The sequence below is a fragment of the Cobetia sp. SIMBA_158 genome (assembly GCF_046566945.1).
GTDB classification, from domain to species: Bacteria; Pseudomonadota; Gammaproteobacteria; order Pseudomonadales; family Halomonadaceae; genus Cobetia; species Cobetia amphilecti.
In genome coordinates this window covers 151,599-169,363 of the sequence record NZ_JAWJYL010000005.1, presented here as the reverse complement: position 1 = coordinate 169,363, position 17,765 = coordinate 151,599, and the positions used below count along the sequence as shown (strand labels likewise).

Below are 17,765 nucleotides of genomic sequence, written 5' to 3'. Positions count from 1 at the left end.
AGCGGGCAAGACCACAAGAATTCGAACAGTCTCAACATTCAGGACAGGATCGTTACGCGATGACCATGCTCAAGACCCTCGCGGCCAGCACTCTGGCTGCCACCACGCTGCTGACCGCTGCAGCACCGGCGCAGGCTACTGACTTCAATGGCGATATCCACGCCAATGATTACAAGTGGCTGACCTTCAACCTGATGCGCAGTGAAGACAACCGCCTGCCGTTCCGCAACAGCGAAGATACCTACCTGGAGATGGAATTCGGCGGCCGCTCGGGCATCGTCGATCTCTACGGGTATGTCGACTTCTTCGACCTGCTGGACGACAGCTCCGATGACCTGAACGACGGCGACAACTTCTTCGCCAAGCTGGCGCCGCGTTTTTCGCTGGACGCCATGACCGGTTACGACCTGTCGTTCGGCCCGGTGGATGAGCTCTACATCGCCACCGTCACCAACATCGGTGACAACGGCGCATTCGGCGGTCTCTGGGAGCACTACGTCGGTCTGGGCAGCGATGTGCAGGTGCCGTGGTTCGGCAAGATGGGCTTCAACCTCTACGCGCGTTACGTGCGTGAGAACTACGGCGGTGAAGACGAGAGCAAGTGGGACGGCTACATGGCCTCCACCAACTGGTTCAAGCCGTTCGTCAACTTCGATGATGGCAGCTTCATCGCCTATCAGGGCTATCTGGACTACAAGTTCGATGCCGACGAAGTGGGCAGCCAGGCGGGCCGCAGCGTCAACAGCATGGAGTGGTTCAACGGCATCTACTACCACACCCAGCGCTATGCGATCGGCTATGGCCTGAAGTACTACAACAACATGGCGTTCTTCACCGATGGCTCCACTGCTACCGGAGTTCGTCAGGACACCACCGGCTTCGGCAACTACTTCAGCATCAACTACAAGTTCTGATCACCGCTTCGCTCTCGCTGAGCGACCGGCGTTAAAACAGAAACGGGAAGCCCCTCAGGGCTTCCCGTTTTTCGTCTGGCTGCTGTGGCATCTGACACCTGAAATCCGGCATCTGATGATCAGCGGAACTCCACCTCGGTGACTTCCACGCGCACCAGCTGGCGTGACCACTCGCCCTCCGGCAGCGAGATGCGTACCTCGCGGCTATCGCGTGTCTGGCCGGGGCGCAGGTAGGTCTGGGGCAGGCGATATTCACCGACCCACAGCGGCACTTCACGCGTCGCGAGCAGATGGCCATCATCGGCATACAGGCGCAGTCTGGCCTGCACGCCGATGACACTCTGGCCGGCCGTGTTGTCGAGACTGAACTGCAGAAGCGCCTCGTCATCCTCTTCGCTCACCGAGGACAGACGCGCGACCAGACCATCGCGGTGGCCTTCACTCAACAGCCGCGGATTGGCCAGCGCGCTGCTGTTGAGGCGTGACGCGCTGTCAGGCGCTGTGTTGCTGGCGCTGGCAGAGGCTGCACTGGCTGATGGTGAGGCCGAGTCGCCAGCCGGAGCGACCGCCGCCGTCACCGGCACGGCCGTCGAGGTCGGCACCAGCGCGCTGCCAGCCTTCACTGAGGGCTGTGTGGCCGGGGCGGAAGCGGCCTGCACCTCATCCAGCTGATATTCCCAGCTGTGGTCCGGCTTGAGCAGGATCTTGACGCCACTGTCGAGCGTCACGGTGACTGGCTGGCTGATCGGCAGGCTATCGGCCAGCGCCAGCGGACTTGCGCTGGCTGCCAGCAGCAGTGCGGTCGCCAGGCGCAGTCGTGGGCGCAGATTCATCGTCATGCCAGCTCCTCAAGCAGTGATGCGTTCGACGCCACTTTCGCGTCCCACCAGCAGTACATCGGCACCGCGTGCCGCGAACAGGCCATTGGTGACGACACCGACGATGGCATTGATGCGCGCTTCCATGGCGATCGGGTCCTCGATCAGGAAGTTGTAGCAGTCGAGGATGCGGTTGCCGTTGTCGGTCAGCACGCCATCGCGGTAGACCGGGTCTGCGCCCAGCTTGACCAGCTCACGCGCGACATAGGAGCGCGCCATCGGGATGACTTCCACCGGCAGCGGGAAGCCGCCGAGAATATCCACCTGCTTGGAGCCATCGGCGATGCACACGAAGCGCTCGGCGCAGGCCGCGACGATCTTCTCGCGGGTCAGCGCGGCGCCGCCGCCCTTGATCATCGCCAGGCGCGGGTCGATCTCGTCGGCACCGTCCACGTAGACCGGTACGGTGCCGACATGGTTGAGTTCGAAGACGTCGATGCCATGGCCCTTGAGGCGCTCGGCAGTGGCTTCGGAGCTGGCGACGGCGCCGGCGAAGTCGTGGCGCACTTCCGCCAGCGCATCGATGAACAGATTGGCCGTCGAGCCGGTGCCGACGCCGATGATGGTGTCGCGGCTCAGCAGTGGGCGAATCTCGTCAAGGGCGGCGCGGGCCACGGCCTGCTTCAGCTCATCCTGGGTCATGTGATACCTCGGGTCGGTGGGGCGGTGGTGAAAGTGGACATTGGCGCGGTCTTCCCTACGTGGCCAGCAGTTTACCGCCGGCAGGCACTGGAAAACGGCTTGACGTGAAGCGCAACGCCGGAAAACGCCACATTATAACGGCAAACCCGGCGATGGCGCTGGACGCTCTCGCCAGCGGTCTGATAACAATGGGGGTTCGGTCGCGCTCATGCGGCCCGCGCTGTGACACATCAGGACATTCCTATAATGCTCGAACATTACGTCAAGAAAATCCTGTCGGCTCGTGTCTACGAAGCCGCCCATGAAACTCCGCTCTCGCCGGCACCCTTGTTGTCGCGTCGTTTCGGCAATCACATCTTCATCAAGCGTGAAGACCTGCAGCCTGTCTATTCCTTCAAGATTCGCGGCGCCTACAACAAGATGGCCCAGCTGACGGATGAACAGAAGGCGTGTGGCGTGATAGCGGCCTCGGCCGGCAATCATGCGCAGGGCCTGGCGATGGCGGCCAAGCTGATGGGCGTCAAGGCAGTGATCGTGATGCCGCGCATTACGCCGGAAATCAAGGTGCAGGCCGTGCGCGAGCGCGGCGCGCGGGTGATTCTCAAGGGCGACGCCTTCCCCGAGGCACTGGCCCACGCGCGTACCCTGATGGACGAGCACGGCTATACCTTCATCCCGCCCTATGACGACCCGGATGTCATTGCCGGCCAGGGCACCGTCGGCATGGAAATCCTGCGTCAGCACCCCGGCAAGATCGATGCGATCTTCGTGCCGGTCGGGGGCGGTGGCCTGATCGCCGGTGTCGCGGCCTACGTGAAGTACCTGCGCCCCGAGATCCGCGTCATCGGGGTCGAGGCGGAAGATGCCGCCTGCCTCAAGGCAGCGATGGAAGCCGGCGAGCGCGTGGTGCTGGACCAGGTTGGCGTGTTCGCCGAGGGCGTGGCGGTCGCGCAGATCGGCGCGGCACCATTCGAGCTCATCCAGCACACCGTCGATGAGGTCATCACCGTCAATACCGACGAGATGTGTGCAGCGGTCAAGGATATCTTCGAGGATACGCGCGCCGTTTCCGAAACCAGTGGCGCACTGTCTCTGGCGGGCCTCAAGAAATACGTCCAGCAGTCAGGCGCGGAAGGGGAGACGCTGGTCTGTATCAACTCCGGCGCCAACACCAACTTCGATCGCCTGCAGCACATTGCCGAGCGCACCGAGCTGGGCGAGCAGCGTGAGGCGATTCTGGCCGTGACGCTGCCGGAGCGCCCGGGGGCCTACAAGCAGTTCTGCAAGGTGATCGGCAAGCGCATGGTCACCGAGTTCAACTATCGCTATGCCAACCCGGAGGAAGCGCATGTCTTCGTCGGCGTGCAGGTCAAGCCGGGCGGTGAAGACCGCGCGGCTGTGGTCGAGAAGCTGCGTGAGGCGGGCTATGCGGTGGAAGACCTGACCGACAACGAACTGGCCAAGCTGCACACGCGTCATCTGGTCGGTGGGCGCACGACCAGCGATCTCGAGGAAGAGGTCTATCGTTTCGAATTCCCGGAGCGCCCGGGCGCCCTGATGAATTTCCTCACCCACCTGCCGGCGGACTGGAATATCTCGCTGTTCCACTACCGTAACCACGGCGCGTCGCATGGCCGGGTGTTGATCGGCATGCAGATCCCCAATGGCGATCGCGCGCGGGTCGAGGAATATTTCAATGAGATCGGCTATCGCTTCTGGAAAGAGAGCGACAATCCCGCCTATCGCCTGTTTCTGTCCTGAGCGAGACAAGCGGCGGGGCGATGATGGCTATATAAGTCATTGGCGTTGAAGGCGGCGGGCTGAGGCGCAGCTCATCATGCTTCATTGGTCACATTCGTGGATAGAAAAGCCCCGGCCTTCGCGTGGAAGGCCGGGGCTTTTTCATGCGTATCCGGCGGGCATGCCGCAGGAAATTCCACATTTCATGCCAGGCGCGAAAAAGAACGGTGTTTCTGGATGAAGCTCTTGTCGGCTGGGGTGACCAGACATCAAAAGCTGCGTGGAAAAGCGTCCATTCAAACGATTGCATGGTGATTGTCATACAGAAGTCAGATGCCTATCATCTGGTCACTGTCAGGAAGACAGTCATCGACAACCGTCACGCGAAAGCCACTGACGATATAAGAAGAAGCCCGCTCTCATGAAACGTAAGCCCGATCTGGTCATGGCCCTGGTATTCATCTTCGGGATTGGTGTAGTGGCAACCGGCTACGCCCAGACCGTAATGGGTTCCTGAATCCTGCGCTGCTGCCCTCACCGGCGGTAGCGGTGCTGCTGGCGTCAGTCTCTCTGGCGCCACGCACCCATGCCATGACCCTCCTGCCAGGCTTTCCAGCGTTTCTGCTCCCAGCTTTCCCTCAGCTTGCCCCCCCGGCTGGCCTCACTGCGTTGCTGCTTCTCCTTCTCACCGATAGCCCATTTCTGCCTGCTTTCACCCTCGACATCTCGTGGTCGTGCCATCGATCTCGTCATAAAGCCCAGCGCCTCATTCAGGGCGGGCAGGGCGCACGACTTCGCGATCACTGATGATGGCGTCCAGCGGGACATCCCAGGACTGTACCGGCAGGGCGGGGACTTTCTGACAGTGGTGGGCGAGGCCGATCAATAGTGGTCGGGGGCCGGGACGGCGGGTAAAGGCGAAGCTGCGATCGTAGAAGCCGCCGCCCATGCCGATACGAGCCCCGCGCCCATCGAAGCCGACCAGCGGCATCAAGACGACATCCAGCGCCCAGGCAGGCAGGCGCCGCACTCTGGAAGCACCATGACGGGTGTCCGGTTCGGCGATGCCGAAGCGGTTGCTGACCAGGGGTGTCTGATCGTCATAGCGCACGAACCATAGCGAATTGGCCGCGAATGGACGCAGTACCGGCAGATAGACCTTCGCCCCCCGTCGCTGCAGCCAATCGCACAGGCGCGTGGCATCGATCTCGCCATCGTAGGGCAGATACAGGGCGACGTGGCGGGCGCGCAACAGTTCCGGCAGTCGTTTCAGCTGACGCAGGAGCGCATCTTCGGCTTGCAGGCGAATGGCAGGTGGTAGCTGACGGCGGCGTTGGCGCAGCAGACGGCGAAGCGCACGGCGGTCGGCCTGAGGGTGATCGAGCTCGCTGGGCAGCGCCCAGAGCGTGGTATCGAGTGCTGCAGAAGGGAGTGGCGAGCGTGGGCTCGCGGGTGCGGCATAGACCGCGGGGGGCTTGCGCATGCCTGACAATCTCCGTCAGACAGGGTTCTCCAAGGTGCCGGTGTTACCGGGGGCCCTTGAACCCAGCGGTTCAAGGTGGGTAGTCCCGCGCAGCGCATCAGGCGTTCCGACGCACGGACATGCACACAGCACTGCGCAGTGGACTCCCTGGGAATAGCTTATAAGCTCGAGGGACATCGGCAACTGTCGTACACCCCAGAGAACTCATTCAGTCTACCAAACCCCGCCTGCCTGCCCAAGGGCTAATCCTGTCGGGAACAATCTGTTGCCTGAATGTATCAGTTGTTTGATTCTGAAGCGTTTTTACGCTCAGCAGCGCGCGCCTTCGCCTGATCGGCATAGTCGGCTGGCAGCTGACTGAGCGCGGCATCCAGTTGACGGTCCAGCGCGGTGAGGCGAGTCTCGAAGTCGCGCTGCAGGGCGCGCTCGCTGTCACGGCTGTTGATCAACTCATGCGAGATATTGAGCGCTGCCATCAGGGCGACCTTGTCGGCACTGATGGTGTTGCCGCGCTGCTGGATGCCTTGCATGGCGAGATCCAGATAAGCCGCCGCACGGGTCAGGCCATCTTCCTCGCCGGGCTGACAGCTGACGGTATAGCTGCGGCCGAGCAGGCTGATCTCGGTGGTATTGCGTGGGGTGGCGGAATCGCTCATGTAGATCCTCTCGGGCCTTGTCCGGCGTCATCCAGATTGATGCCGACGTCCTGCTGTCAGTGCGTCACCGTCGCAGTCAGGACGGCAAGCCAGAAGGAGGGCCAGTGCGGTAAGATGGGGGCATTCTCGAGCCACTATAGAGAGCCGCTTCTGGAGGGTCAACGCGCCGCGCGGCGCGGCTGCCTTGTGCTGCAGCACATCCTTCAGATGCCATTCTCCCGCTACAGAACCACTTCTCACTGACTCAATGGGGCCGCATCATGGCGATCATCAACGATACCTTCGACTTCTCGCTCGTCGCAGACCACTTCCTGGCTCACGGCAGCCTCAACAATCCCTCCTTCCTCGATGGTCAGCTGGTAGCCGCACTGGCGCTGGATGACATCAGTGCCGAGGATTGGCTGGCGCGCGTCTGCGCCTCGCTGGGGGTCGAGCAGCCGGCCACGCGTGAAGCAGGTGAAGTCTTCCTCACCTGGCGCACGCGCAATCAGGAGCGTCTGGCCGCCAGCGAGATGAGCTTCGAGCCGCTGCTGCCGGATGACATGTTCTCGCTGGCCGAACGTGGTCAGAGCCTGCGCGAATGGACGCTGGGCTTCCAGGAAGAGCTGGCCGGTGCCGATGACGATGTCCGCAGTGGCTGGAGTCAGGCGCTCAAGGATGCGCTGAGCGATGTCGAAGCCATCTCGAGTGGCCTCGCCAACGCCGAAGACCTCGACGACGACAACGCCGAGGACGAGGCCGACCTGTTCGCGCTGGCTGACCATGTGCGCATGGCGGCCTTGCTGCTGTATACCGAGCAGCACCCCGGCAACCCGGACGTCGAGAAGCCCAGCGATGACCAGCTGCCGGAAGGCGGTCTCGAGGGCAGCCTCGGCGTCAGCTCACGTACCGATACCCACTGAAACGATGGTCACCCACCGCTTGCGCCGCGTCTGATGCAAGGCTGGTACAAGAGGGCGGGTGACCCCATCTACAGCATCACGCCTGTTTGTCACTCGAACGCGCCATGCCCGGCGGGTTCTCGACGGAGATTGCCATGACTGCCCCAGCCATCCTGCCCGCACCTGCTGCCCTGACGGCAGAGGATTTTCGTGCACGCCGCCAGCGCCTGATCGCGCAGCTGCCGCAGGGGGCTGCCGCATTGGTGGTCTCGTCGGGCCTGGTCCAGCGCAACCGCGACAGTGAATACAGCTTCCGTCAGAACAGCGACTTCCACTATCTGACCGGCTGGCCGGAACCCGAGGCCGCCTTGCTGTTGCTGCCCGGGCGCGCCGAAGGGGAGAGCGTGCTGTTCTGTCAGGAGAAGGACCCGCTGGCCGAAGCCTGGACCGGCATCCGCATCGGTGCCGAGGGTGCCGTCGCCACGGCAGGCTTCGATCAGGCCTTCACCAATGAGGCCCGTGATGAAGTGATGGCCAGCCTGCTGGATGGCCGCGAGCGTCTCTATGTGCTGTTCGAGGATGACGAAGCTCTGGCGCTGGCTCAAGCGCTGCGCGATGAGCTGGCCGCCGCGGTGCGTCGCGGAGCACGGCCGCCGGCCGCCTTCGAGGATCTCGCGCCGCTGCTGCATGAGCAGCGCCTGATCAAGGATGAGCGTGAGCTGGCACTGATGCGTCACGCCGCCGAGATTTCCGCGCGCGCGCATGTGCGTGCGATGCAGATCAGCCGTCCCGGCCTGCACGAGTATCATCTGCAGGCCGAGATCGAGCATGAATTCCAGTGGCAGGGGGCGCCGGCTCCGGCCTACACCAGTATCGTCGGGGCGGGTGTGAATGCCTGTGTACTCCACTACATCGAGAATCGCGCGCCGCTGGAAGATGGTCAGCTGGTGCTGATCGATGCCGGCGCCGAGTACGCCCTGTATGCCGGCGACATCACGCGTACCTTCCCGGTCAATGGCCGCTTCAGTGAGCCGCAGCGCCGTCTGTACGAGATCGTGCTCAAGGCTCAGGAACGAGCGGTGGCCGCCGTGGTGCCGGGTGCAACGTTGGTGGGTATTCACCAACAGGTGGTGCATGACCTGACCACGGGGCTGGTCGAGCTGGGCCTGTTGCAGGGTGAGGTCGAGGAATTGATCAGCAGCGATGCCTACCGTCGCTACTATCTGCACTCCACCTCACACTGGCTGGGGCTGGATGTGCACGACGTGGGCAGCTATCGCGAAGCGGGTGAGCCGCGTCCGCTGGTGCCGGGCATGGTGCTGACCATCGAGCCGGGCCTCTACATTCCGCAGGACGGCGACATTCCCCTTGAGTATCGCGGGATCGGCATTCGCATCGAGGACGACGTCGCGGTGACTGCCGCGGGCCACGAGGTGTTGAGTCATGGCGTGCCCAAGTCCATCGAGGCCATCGAGGCGCTGATGCGCGCGGAGGCCTGACGCCATGAGTGAGCCTGAAGCCATGAGCGGGCGTGATGCCGAACACTTCGACATCGTGATCATCGGCGGCGGTCTGGTGGGTGCCAGCCTGGCCTGTGCGCTGGCGCCGCTGATGGAACGTGTGGCCGACGAGAAGGGCCGTGAGGCTGCAGCGTTGCGTGTCGCCGTGATCGAGGCCAATGAGCTGCCCGCGGCGACGGCAGATGCCCGGCGCTTCCAGCCCAGTTTCGATGCACGTGCCAGCGCCATCGCGGCGGGCTCACGCCAGCGGTTCACCGCCTTCGGGGTCTGGGAGGCGATGTGCGAGCACGCCACGCCGATTCGCACCATCCATGTCAGTGAGCGCGGCCACCTGGGCGCGACACGCATGCGGGCCTCAGAACTCGAGGTAGCCGCGCTCGGCCACGTGATTCCCAATGCCTGGATGGGTCAGGTGCTGCATCGCCAGCTGGCCGAGCTGCCGCTGGCCTGGTATTGCCCGGCGCGCGTGGCAGAAATCGCTGTCACGGCGCAAGGCCATCGCCTCACGCTCGAGGACGGTCGCCTGATCGAGGCTGAGCTGACCGTGCTGGCGGATGGCGGTCGCTCCGGGCTCAAGGAGCGTCTCGGTATCCACAGTGCGGCGCAGGACTATGAGCAGCATGCCTTGATCGCCACGGTGGAGATGGGCCAGCCTCATCAGGGAGTCGCCTACGAGCGCTTCACCAGCGAAGGCCCGATGGCCCTGCTGCCGCTGGCCGGCAAGCGCATGGAGCTGGTGTGGACACGCTCCCCCGCGGACACGGAAAGCCTGATGGCGCTGCCCGACAGCGACTTCCTGCAGGCGCTGCAGCGCGCCTTCGGTGAACGCGCTGGACGCTTTCGCCGCGTCGGGCAACGCCACGCCTATCCGCTGTCGTTGGTGCGTGCCAGCGAAGGCACGCGTCCCGGCCTTGCGGTGCTCGGCAACGCCGCCCACGCCCTGCACCCGGTGGCAGGGCAGGGCTTCAATCTGGCGCTGCGCGGCGTGACCGACCTGGTTGCGGCCATCGAGGCGGGCCTGACGCGTGGCGAGTCGCCGGGGGCCACCAGCGTGCTGAGTGACTTCGAGGAGCGGCGCGGCGCGGATCGCGACAATGTGGTGCTGTTCAGCGATGGCCTGATCCGCCTGTTCGGGGTCGAGAGTCGCTGGCTGGGGCATGCACGGGCAGCGGGCCTGATCGGGCTCAATCTGGTCTCGCCGCTCAAGCGCCTGTTGGCCAGACGCTCGATGGGCATTGAGCGCTGAGGTTGGTGGGTACTCACTGACTTGGCTCGTGGGCAGAGCCTCGCAGGCAGGGCGTCACTGACAGGGCCTCACTGACAGAGCCTTGATATCGAGCCACGCGACGGGGCTTCGAAATCAGGGCACGAGATTGGTCTTCGAGATCAGGCTACGAGACAGAACTACGAGACAGGGAGCAGGCATGAAGGACGGTCGATCAGCAGGTAGCGCACATGACGCCGATGTCGCCATCGTCGGTGCCGGTATCGTCGGTGCCACCCTGGCGCTGCTGCTGGGGCAGGCGGGAATGCGGGTCATGCTGGTCGAGGGGCGTGAGTCCGCGACCCGTTGGCAACCAGATAGCGCCCCCGAGCCACGGGTGAGTGCATTGACGCCGGTCTCTCAGCAGCTGCTGAGCGGTCTGGGTGTGTGGCCGACGATCGCCGCCAGTCGCCTGATGCCCTATACCGGCATGCAGGTGTGGGACGCAGAGGGCAATGGCGAGATCCAGTTCAGCGCCGAGGACAGCGGTGTGCCGGTACTGGGGCATATCGTCGAGAACCGGGTCACGCTCGCCGCACTGGAGCAGGCCATCGATGCCTGCCCGGCAATCACGCGCTGCTTCGGGGCGCGTGTGGCAGGCATGGCACTGCCACGCTCAGGAGCCACATCGGTAGTGAATGCTTACCAACTCGATGCAGCGGAAGCGACCAGCCTGACGCTGACCGATGGCCGGACAGTCACCGCGGCGCTGGTGGTCGCGGCGGATGGTGCGCGCTCACGGCTGCGCGAGCTGGCCGGGATCGCCACGCGGGAACACGACACCGGCCAGGTTGCGCTGGTGGCCACGGTGCGCACCGAACTCGCGCATCAGGCCGTCGCGCGTCAGCGCTTCCTGCCGACCGGGCCGCTGGCCTTCCTGCCGCTGGCCGTCAATGACGCCCTGGCTCAGCCGGCCGAGGGAGCCTCGGCTGCAGAGCGGCATTGCTCCATCGTGTGGTCGACTACGCCAGAAGAGGCCGAGCGGCTGCTGGCACTGTCACCGGCGGCATTCTGTAGTGAGCTGGAAGACGCCTTTGAAGGTCAGCTCGGCGCCATCGAATGGGCGAGTGAGCGCTTCAGTTTCCCGCTGCATCAGCGTCACGCCGAAGACTATGTGCTGCCGGGGCTGGCGCTGGTGGGGGATGCTGCGCATGCCATTCACCCGCTGGCAGGCCAGGGCGTCAATCTGGGCTTGATGGATGTGGCGGTGTTGGCAGACGAGCTGCTGGCAGGACATCGCCGCGGGGTGGCGCTCGGCGACGAGCGCTGGCTGGCGCGCTATCGCCGCCGGCGTCGCAGCGACAATGCCATGATGCTCAAGATGATGGATGGCTTCCGGCTGTTGTTCGGCAGCCGTCAGCCGGGCGTGCGGCTGCTGCGCAACTTCGGGCTTGGTTTCGTCGATGGCCAGGGCGAGCTGAAGCGTATCCTGATGCGTCAGGCAATGGGGCAGCGGGGTGAGTTGCCCGCCAGCTGCAAGCCGTAACAAGAGTGAAGGTGGTGTAATTCCTGCGCCATCGGGTATGTGAGCGCCTACTATCATCGCTTGGGCATAGGTGGTCACAGGATGGCCGATCGCTGCCACACATGCCGCTATATGCCTCTATACAAGTGCGCATGTCATGCCCCCTGCAACGACAAGGCCCCGCCAGATGGCGGGGCCTTGTCGTTGTGGCCTGATGATCAAACGATCATGGCGTGAGGCTTACTCGTCGCTTGTGGGCACGGTGGCCTTGAGTGCCGCGCTGCGCCCCAGCACGTTCATGCCCTTGAGCAGATTGAGCGCTTCACCCAGCTGATAGTCGCTTTCCGCCACCACCGGGCTGTCGGGTGCCTTGCTGCTGGCGGTTTCGCTGGCGGCGTTGGCATTGTCGAGGCGCCCGTCGAGGTCAGCCTCGCGCACGCTGAAGTCTCGCCGCGTGTCGCGCTCGAGACGGCCTCGCACGACCTCGACATCCGGGCGGATGCCCTCGGCCTGGATCGAACGGCCGCTGGGCGTGAAGTAGAGCGCGGTGGTCAGCTTGAGCCCATCGCCATTGCCCAGCGGCATCACCGTCTGGACCGAGCCCTTGCCGAAGCTGTCGGTGCCCATGATGATGGCGCGGTGTTGATCCTGCAGCGCGCCGGACACGATTTCCGCGGCCGAGGCCGTGCCGCCATTGATCAGCACCACCAGCGGGGTGTCGCCCGCCGGGGTATCGGGCTTGGCCGAGAAGGACAGCTCGCTGTCGGGCAGGCGGCCTTCGGTGTAGACGATGCGGCCGCTGGACAAAAACAGGTCACTGATCTCGACGGCGGCCGAGAGAAGCCCGCCGGGGTTGTTGCGCAGATCCAGCACCAGCCCCTTGAGCGGCTCGCCATCATTGTCTTCCCGCAGTCTGGCCAGCGCCGTGTGGGCCTCGTCACCGGTCGCGCTCTGGAACTGGCTGATGCGCAGATAGCCATAGCCCGGGTCCAGCAGGCGCTGACTGACGCTGCTGCTCTTGATGATGGCCCGCTCCAGCACCACTTCGCGCGGCATGTCGGCGCCCTCGGACAGAATCAGCAGCCGAATGCGAGAGCCTGCCTCACCGCGCATCAACTTGACCGACTCCGACATCGACAGGCCGTCCAGCGGCGTATTGTCGATCTTGAGGATGACGTCTCGCGGCTGCAGGCCCGCGCGCGCCGCCGGGGTGTCGTCGATGGGGGCGATGACGGTCAGCTGGCCATCGTCGCCGGTGCCGACCTCGATACCGATGCCGCCAAACTCGCCATCGGTATTCTCGCGCAGGTCCTGCCAGTCTTCCTGATCCAGATAGGCGGAGTGCGGGTCCAGCCCTTCGAGCATGCCGCGCATGGCATTCTTGAGCAGCGTGCGGTCATCGACCTGATCGACGTAGGTGCGCTTGATGCGCTCGAAGACCTCGGCGAAGGTGCGCAGCTCATCCAGCGGCAGGTCCGTGCCCTGGCGGGCATTCTGAGAGCTGTCGGATGGCGAGGCGACATCTTCTGCACTGGCCGGCAGTCCGCCGCCCAGCAGGGCAAGGCTCAGCGGCACGCTGACCGCCAGCTGACGCAGGCGGCGCGGGGCAGGACGGAACGGCGACATTGCAGACATGCGATTTCCTTCTCGACGGATACTGACTCGACTGGTACCGAAATGCGCTGAGCGCCGGGGCCGGATGTCGAGGCATGGCAGGGGGGAACACCGCCCAGCATGCTCGCAGTCACAGGCTACTGCGAGCATATCCCGCGCGAGTGCCTGGCGACTAGCCCGCTGGCTAGCGGTGGCGTTCAGCGCTGACTGACAATCAGACGCTGCGCGAGGTGCCGCTGCCAGGCACTTCAGCGGCGCGAGAGCCAGCGACTCGGGTCTGTCGGCTGACCGCTGCGGCGCACTTCGAAATAGAGCGCCGGGCCATCACGCCCGCCGCTGCTGCCGACACTGCCCAGCTGCTGGCCGCGTGACAGGCTGTCGCCCGGGCCCACGCTGAAGCTTGCCAGGTGGGCGTAGAGCGTCAGCACGTTGTCACCGTGGTCGAGTATCAGCAGGTTGCCATAGCCACGCATCCAGTCCGCGAAGACTACGCGACCGGCGTGCGGCGCCGTGACGGCGGTGCCCTGTGTCGCGCGAATCAGCACGCCATCACGGTTGACGCCCTCGCCACGCCCATAGGCGGAGATCACCTTGCCCGGCGCCGGCCAGTCCATCTTGCCCATCGCACGCGTGATGCGGGTCTTGGGTGGCGGCGCGCTCTTGATCGACTTGAGGCGCTTCTCGAGGGTCTGGATCAGCTGATTGGCATGTGCGCGGTCCTGGTCCAGTTCGGCGATCTTCGCCTCATGGCTGGCATAGCGCGCATCCAGCTTGCGCAGCAGTGCGGCGCGTTCATTCTGTTGCGCGATCAGCTGACTGGCCTGCCGCTTGAGGCCTGCCTGTACGTCATTCAGGCGTGTCTGACGGGCCAGCAGCTGTGCGCGGGTGTCGGCCAGTGACTGGTTCAGCTCGGCCAGGCGCTCCAGCGCTGCGCGTCGTGATTCGCTCAGGTGGTTCAGATAGACCTGCAGGCGCTCAAGACGTGCGGGATCATCCTGGTTGAGCAGCAATTTCAGTTCAGGCTGACGACCGAGGCGATAGAGGGCGGCCATTTCTTCGGCGACCGCCGCCTTCTGGGCCGTCTGCTGCTGACTGAGGGCTTCACGCTTGCGCGTCAGTGCCACCAGCTGCTGCTTGATGTCATCGCGCTCATCCTCGAGCTTGCCGGTCTGCTGGCGCGTGGCGTTGAGCTGGCGCTCGATCTTCTCCAGCCCGTTGCGCGTGTCGCTGCGCCGCGCTGCCGTGGCCTTGAGCTCGCCCTGCATCGCCTGGATCTCGCGCTTGAGGCGCTTGAGGTCTTCCTGGGAGGCCTGCTTCTTCTGGGTCAGGGTGGCGGTGTCGTCAGCGGCCTGCGCGGTGGTCGCCACCACGGGGCCGAGTGCCAGCGGGGCGAGACTCAGCAGCCAGGCAGACAGCACAACGCCGGAGACTCGGCTCCGGCGCTTGAAGATTCGGGGGCGGTCGCCCAGCCCGAGCGGCTTGCTCGGGCTGGGCGAGAGGCACGACGCACCGAAGGGTGCGCCATGCAGCCTGCTATCAGGCCTCGGCATAATCGACCAGCACCTTGCCATCCATCTCTTCCGGCACCGACTGGCCCATCATGGTCAGCAGGGTCGGGGCGAGATCGCACAGACGCCCGTCGGCGGCCAGCTTGGCATCGCGCTGCGTCACGTAGATCAGCGGCACCTCGAAGGTGGTGTGCGCGGTCTGCGGATTGCCGGTTTCCGGGTGCACCATCTGCTCGGCGTTGCCGTGGTCGGCGGTGATCAGGCATTCGCCTCCGACCTTCTCCAGCGCCTCGACCACGCGCGCCACGCACTTGTCGAGGAACTCGACGGCCTGGACGGCGGCGTCGAACTTGCCGGTGTGGCCGACCATGTCGCCGTTGGCGTAGTTGCAGACGATGAGGTCGTAGCCGCCGGACTCGATGGCTTCCACCAGATTGTCGGTGACTTCGCCGGCGCTCATTTCCGGCTTCTCGTCGTAGGTCTTCACGTCCTGCGGGGACGGCACGAGGATGCGCGTCTCGCCGGGATATTCCTCTTCGCGGCCACCGGAGAAGAAGAAGGTGACGTGTGCGTACTTCTCGGTCTCGGCGATGCGCAGCTGGGTCAGGCCACGGTCGGACACGACCTCGCCCAGGGTGTTGTGCAGTTCGAACGGCGGGAAGGCTGCCGGCGCCGGGATGTCGGCGGCGTACTGGGTCATCATCACCAGGCCGTCGTGGGCCAGCTTGGGCGGCGTACGCTCGAAGCCTGCGAAGTCCGGCTCGACGAAGGCGCGGGTCAGCTCGCGGGCACGGTCGGCGCGGAAGTTCATGAAGATGGCCGCATCGCCTTCCTGCATGGCGACGGAATCGCCGATGCGGGTGGCGGTGACGAATTCATCGGTCTCGTCGCGCTCGTAGGCGGCAGCCAGACCGGCGACGCCGGTGGCGGCTTCATGCTCGGCTTCGCCGTTGGCGATCAGGCGGTAGGCCTGCTCGACGCGGTCCCAGCGGTTGTCACGGTCCAGTGCGAAGTAGCGACCGACCAGCGTGGCGACACGCCCATCTTCCAGGCCCAGGCCCGCGAGGTGCTCATCGGCACGCGCGATGGAGGCCTCGGCGCTCTTGGGCGCGGTGTCACGGCCATCGGTGATGGCGTGGATATAGATGCGCTTGGCGCCCCGCTCGGCAGCCAGGTCGGCCATGGCCAGGGTGTGGTCTTCGTGGGAGTGGACGCCACCCGGAGACAGCAGGCCGATCAGGTGCACGGCACGCCCGGCCTTGACGGCGGCATCGATGGGCGCGGTCAGGATGTCATTGTCCTTGAGGGCATTCTCACGCACCGCCTTGGTGATGCGCGTGAAGTCCTGATAGACGATGCGACCGGCACCGAGGTTCATGTGGCCGACTTCGGAGTTGCCCATCTGGCCGTCCGGCAGGCCGACGAAGCCACCATCGGTGTGAATCAGTTCGCTGGGATATTCACGACGCAGGCGGTCCATCACCGGCGTGTCGGCGGCGAGGATGGCGTTGTCCTTCTCCTCTTCGCTGTGACCGTAGCCGTCCAGAATGATTAGGGCGACGGGACGCGGACCTTGTGCTTGAGCTGCCATGACTTCCTCGCTGTGATGACGAATGATCTGGGGTGAGCAGGGGCCGGGATGACAGGACGATGTTCGCCGGGTGACGCATCATGCAGCTGTCATGTCCTGCGGCCATGCTGTGGCGCATCCGTGGGGCAGAACCCTCGGCGGAAACGACATGTAGTGATAAAACTACCTGCTCGTTCTGCCCTCTATTAGAGGGGTGGTAAGGTGCCGAGTGCAAGTGCCGCAAGTGTATCGCCGGGATTGGGTTGCGCTATCGGTGGATCGTCCCGGCCCGGCTGAGCTGACAGCAGCCGGCGCATCGCCCGGCTACGCCTTTTTGATGCCATGCAGCGGCATTCATGCTTGGGCCTGTCATGTATAATGCTGGCTCCGTTACCTCAGGTAGCGGTCTATTTCCTTTGCCGCGTACGCGTCGGCATGCACGTCACAGCGGAGTTAGCCCGTCTCATGATCGAACAGCTGCTTCAGTTCGCGCAGAATCATCCCTTGCTGGTCGGCGCCTTCGTCGCCCTGCTGGTCGCCCTCATTGTCATGGAAACCATGCGTGGCAACCACGGCGTCAGCGTCAGCGAGGCCACGCGACTGGTCAATCGCGAAGAGGGTGTCTTCATCGACATCCGCGACAGCAAGGAATTCAAGGCCGGTCATATCGCCGGTGCCGTCAACGTTCCCAGCAGTCAGCTGACCAGCGAGACCACTCCGCTGGCCAAGTACAAGGAACGCCCGGTGATCATCGTCTGCAAGCACGGCCAGACGGCGGGGCCGCTGGTGGCGCGCCTCGAGAAGGATGGCTTCAAGCAGGCCGTCAAGCTCAAGGGCGGCATGGGCCAGTGGGAAGCCGACAGCCTGCCGGTCGTGACTCGCTGAGTCGCAGACTCGCACGTCGCGTGTCTGCCAGCTGTCATTGCCCCGCTGGCGGGGCAAGTTTGCGGGTCTGCTGGAGGCCGGCTCGCAACCAAGAATAAATCTCCGAACCCTCAAGGATATGTCTCATGGCTGAAGAACAGAACGCACAGGCTGCAGCAGGCGCAGAACAGGCTCAGGATCAGCTCCAGTTTGCCCTGCAGCGCATCTACGTGAAGGACGTGTCCTTCGAAGCCCCGAATTCTCCGGCGGTCTTCTCCCAGCCGTTCCAGCCGAAGGTCGCGCTGGAGCTGGATACCGAGCACCAGCAGGTCGGTGAGGAGCTGTTCGAAGTCTCCATCAAGGTCACTGCCCAGGTCACCAACGGCGAAGACAAGACCACAGCCTTCCTAGCGGAAGTCGAGCAGGCTGGCCTGTTCCGTATCGCTGGCCTGTCTGCCGAGCAGCTGGACCACACCCTGGGCGCCTTCTGCCCGAACGTGCTGTTCCCGTATGCGCGTGAAGCCATCGACAATCTGGTCAACCGTGGCAGCTTCCCTCCGCTGATGCTGGCTCCGGTCAACTTCGAGGCCATGTACGCGCAGCGCAAGCAGCGTGAAGCCCAGGGCGCCGCCGAGGCGACCGCTCACTGATCAGTGAGCCGGCCTTGATTGGCCACATGACAGGTACGACCAGCGACGGGCCCCAGTGGCCCGTCGCTGCGTTTTTGGGCGACAATGGCCGCCGCCTTGCCTGCGATGCTATATCG

General features: G+C 64.4%; 15 protein-coding genes and 1 other RNA gene. 8 read left to right on the top strand and 8 right to left on the bottom strand.

What is annotated here, in order from left to right:
• Nucleotides 1-59: 59 nt before the first annotated feature.
• On the top strand, nt 60-914 hold the full coding sequence (locus tag R2R70_RS10115; protein WP_082388693.1) for an outer membrane protein OmpK: 855 nt from the start codon (nt 60-62) through the stop codon (nt 912-914).
• Between the two features lie 119 nt (nt 915-1,033).
• On the opposite strand, the gene R2R70_RS10110 is transcribed toward R2R70_RS10115, so the two are convergent.
• A complete protein-coding gene (locus R2R70_RS10110) occupies nt 1,034-1,753 on the bottom strand; it encodes a DUF3157 family protein (protein ID WP_410977930.1) in 720 nt (239 codons plus the stop codon).
• Nucleotides 1,754-1,762: 9 nt separating this feature from the next.
• A complete protein-coding gene (gene rpiA, locus R2R70_RS10105; RefSeq protein WP_054556388.1) occupies nt 1,763-2,434 on the bottom strand; it encodes a ribose-5-phosphate isomerase RpiA in 672 nt (223 codons plus the stop codon).
• Nucleotides 2,435-2,671: 237 nt separating this feature from the next.
• Between rpiA and ilvA the strand changes: the two genes are divergently transcribed.
• A complete protein-coding gene (gene ilvA / locus R2R70_RS10100) occupies nt 2,672-4,195 on the top strand; it encodes a threonine ammonia-lyase, biosynthetic (protein WP_263643043.1) in 1,524 nt (507 codons plus the stop codon).
• A 745-nt stretch (nt 4,196-4,940) separates the two neighbouring features.
• Here ilvA and R2R70_RS10095 read toward each other — a convergent pair.
• The 3 genes from R2R70_RS10095 to R2R70_RS10085 all read right to left on the bottom strand — a co-directional run bounded on the left by R2R70_RS10095 (nt 4,941) and on the right by R2R70_RS10085 (nt 6,313).
• Nucleotides 4,941-5,657, bottom strand: a complete 717-nt coding sequence (locus R2R70_RS10095; RefSeq protein ID WP_131431092.1) for a 5-formyltetrahydrofolate cyclo-ligase — start codon at nt 5,655-5,657, stop codon at nt 4,941-4,943.
• Nucleotides 5,658-5,679: 22 nt separating this feature from the next.
• Nucleotides 5,680-5,862, bottom strand: a non-coding RNA gene (gene ssrS / locus R2R70_RS10090) — 6S RNA.
• Nucleotides 5,863-5,935: 73 nt separating this feature from the next.
• Complete coding sequence (locus R2R70_RS10085; protein WP_064503224.1) at nt 5,936-6,313, bottom strand: cell division protein ZapA; 378 nt, start codon at nt 6,311-6,313, stop codon at nt 5,936-5,938.
• A gap of 260 nt (nt 6,314-6,573) precedes the next feature.
• Between R2R70_RS10085 and R2R70_RS10080 the strand changes: the two genes are divergently transcribed.
• From R2R70_RS10080 to R2R70_RS10065, 4 genes are all read left to right on the top strand, one after another.
• Nucleotides 6,574-7,215, top strand: a complete 642-nt coding sequence (locus R2R70_RS10080; protein WP_064503223.1) for a UPF0149 family protein — start codon at nt 6,574-6,576, stop codon at nt 7,213-7,215.
• A gap of 134 nt (nt 7,216-7,349) precedes the next feature.
• Nucleotides 7,350-8,693 carry a Xaa-Pro aminopeptidase gene (pepP, locus tag R2R70_RS10075; RefSeq protein WP_410977929.1) on the top strand — a complete coding sequence of 448 codons (1,344 nt, stop codon included), beginning with the start codon at nt 7,350-7,352 and terminating at the stop codon, nt 8,691-8,693.
• A gap of 4 nt (nt 8,694-8,697) precedes the next feature.
• Nucleotides 8,698-9,960, top strand: a complete 1,263-nt coding sequence (gene ubiH, locus R2R70_RS10070) for a 2-octaprenyl-6-methoxyphenyl hydroxylase (RefSeq protein WP_410977928.1) — start codon at nt 8,698-8,700, stop codon at nt 9,958-9,960.
• Nucleotides 9,961-10,138: 178 nt separating this feature from the next.
• Nucleotides 10,139-11,464 (top strand): UbiH/UbiF/VisC/COQ6 family ubiquinone biosynthesis hydroxylase, encoded by a 1,326-nt coding sequence (locus tag R2R70_RS10065; protein ID WP_410977927.1) that lies wholly within the window; start codon nt 10,139-10,141, stop codon nt 11,462-11,464.
• Between the two features lie 219 nt (nt 11,465-11,683).
• On the opposite strand, the gene R2R70_RS10060 is transcribed toward R2R70_RS10065, so the two are convergent.
• From R2R70_RS10060 to gpmI, 3 genes are all read right to left on the bottom strand, one after another.
• Entirely contained in the window at nt 11,684-13,069 is a 1,386-nt protein-coding gene (locus R2R70_RS10060) for a S41 family peptidase (protein WP_410977979.1), read from the bottom strand.
• A 236-nt stretch (nt 13,070-13,305) separates the two neighbouring features.
• The gene (locus R2R70_RS10055) at nt 13,306-14,607 is read right to left on the bottom strand and encodes a murein hydrolase activator EnvC family protein (protein ID WP_410977926.1); all 1,302 of its coding nucleotides are present in this window, start codon (nt 14,605-14,607) and stop codon (nt 13,306-13,308) included.
• Nucleotides 14,594-16,156, bottom strand: a complete 1,563-nt coding sequence (gene gpmI / locus R2R70_RS10050; protein WP_410977925.1) for a 2,3-bisphosphoglycerate-independent phosphoglycerate mutase — start codon at nt 16,154-16,156, stop codon at nt 14,594-14,596. The genes R2R70_RS10055 and gpmI overlap by 14 nt, the downstream gene beginning before the upstream one ends.
• 444 nt (nt 16,157-16,600) lie before the next feature.
• Between gpmI and R2R70_RS10045 the strand changes: the two genes are divergently transcribed.
• Complete coding sequence (locus R2R70_RS10045) at nt 16,601-17,020, top strand: rhodanese-like domain-containing protein (RefSeq protein WP_043331622.1); 420 nt, start codon at nt 16,601-16,603, stop codon at nt 17,018-17,020.
• A 125-nt stretch (nt 17,021-17,145) separates the two neighbouring features.
• Nucleotides 17,146-17,649, top strand: coding sequence for a protein-export chaperone SecB (gene secB / locus R2R70_RS10040; RefSeq protein WP_043331620.1), 504 nt, complete (start codon nt 17,146-17,148; stop codon nt 17,647-17,649).
• Nucleotides 17,650-17,765: the final 116 nt, after the last annotated feature.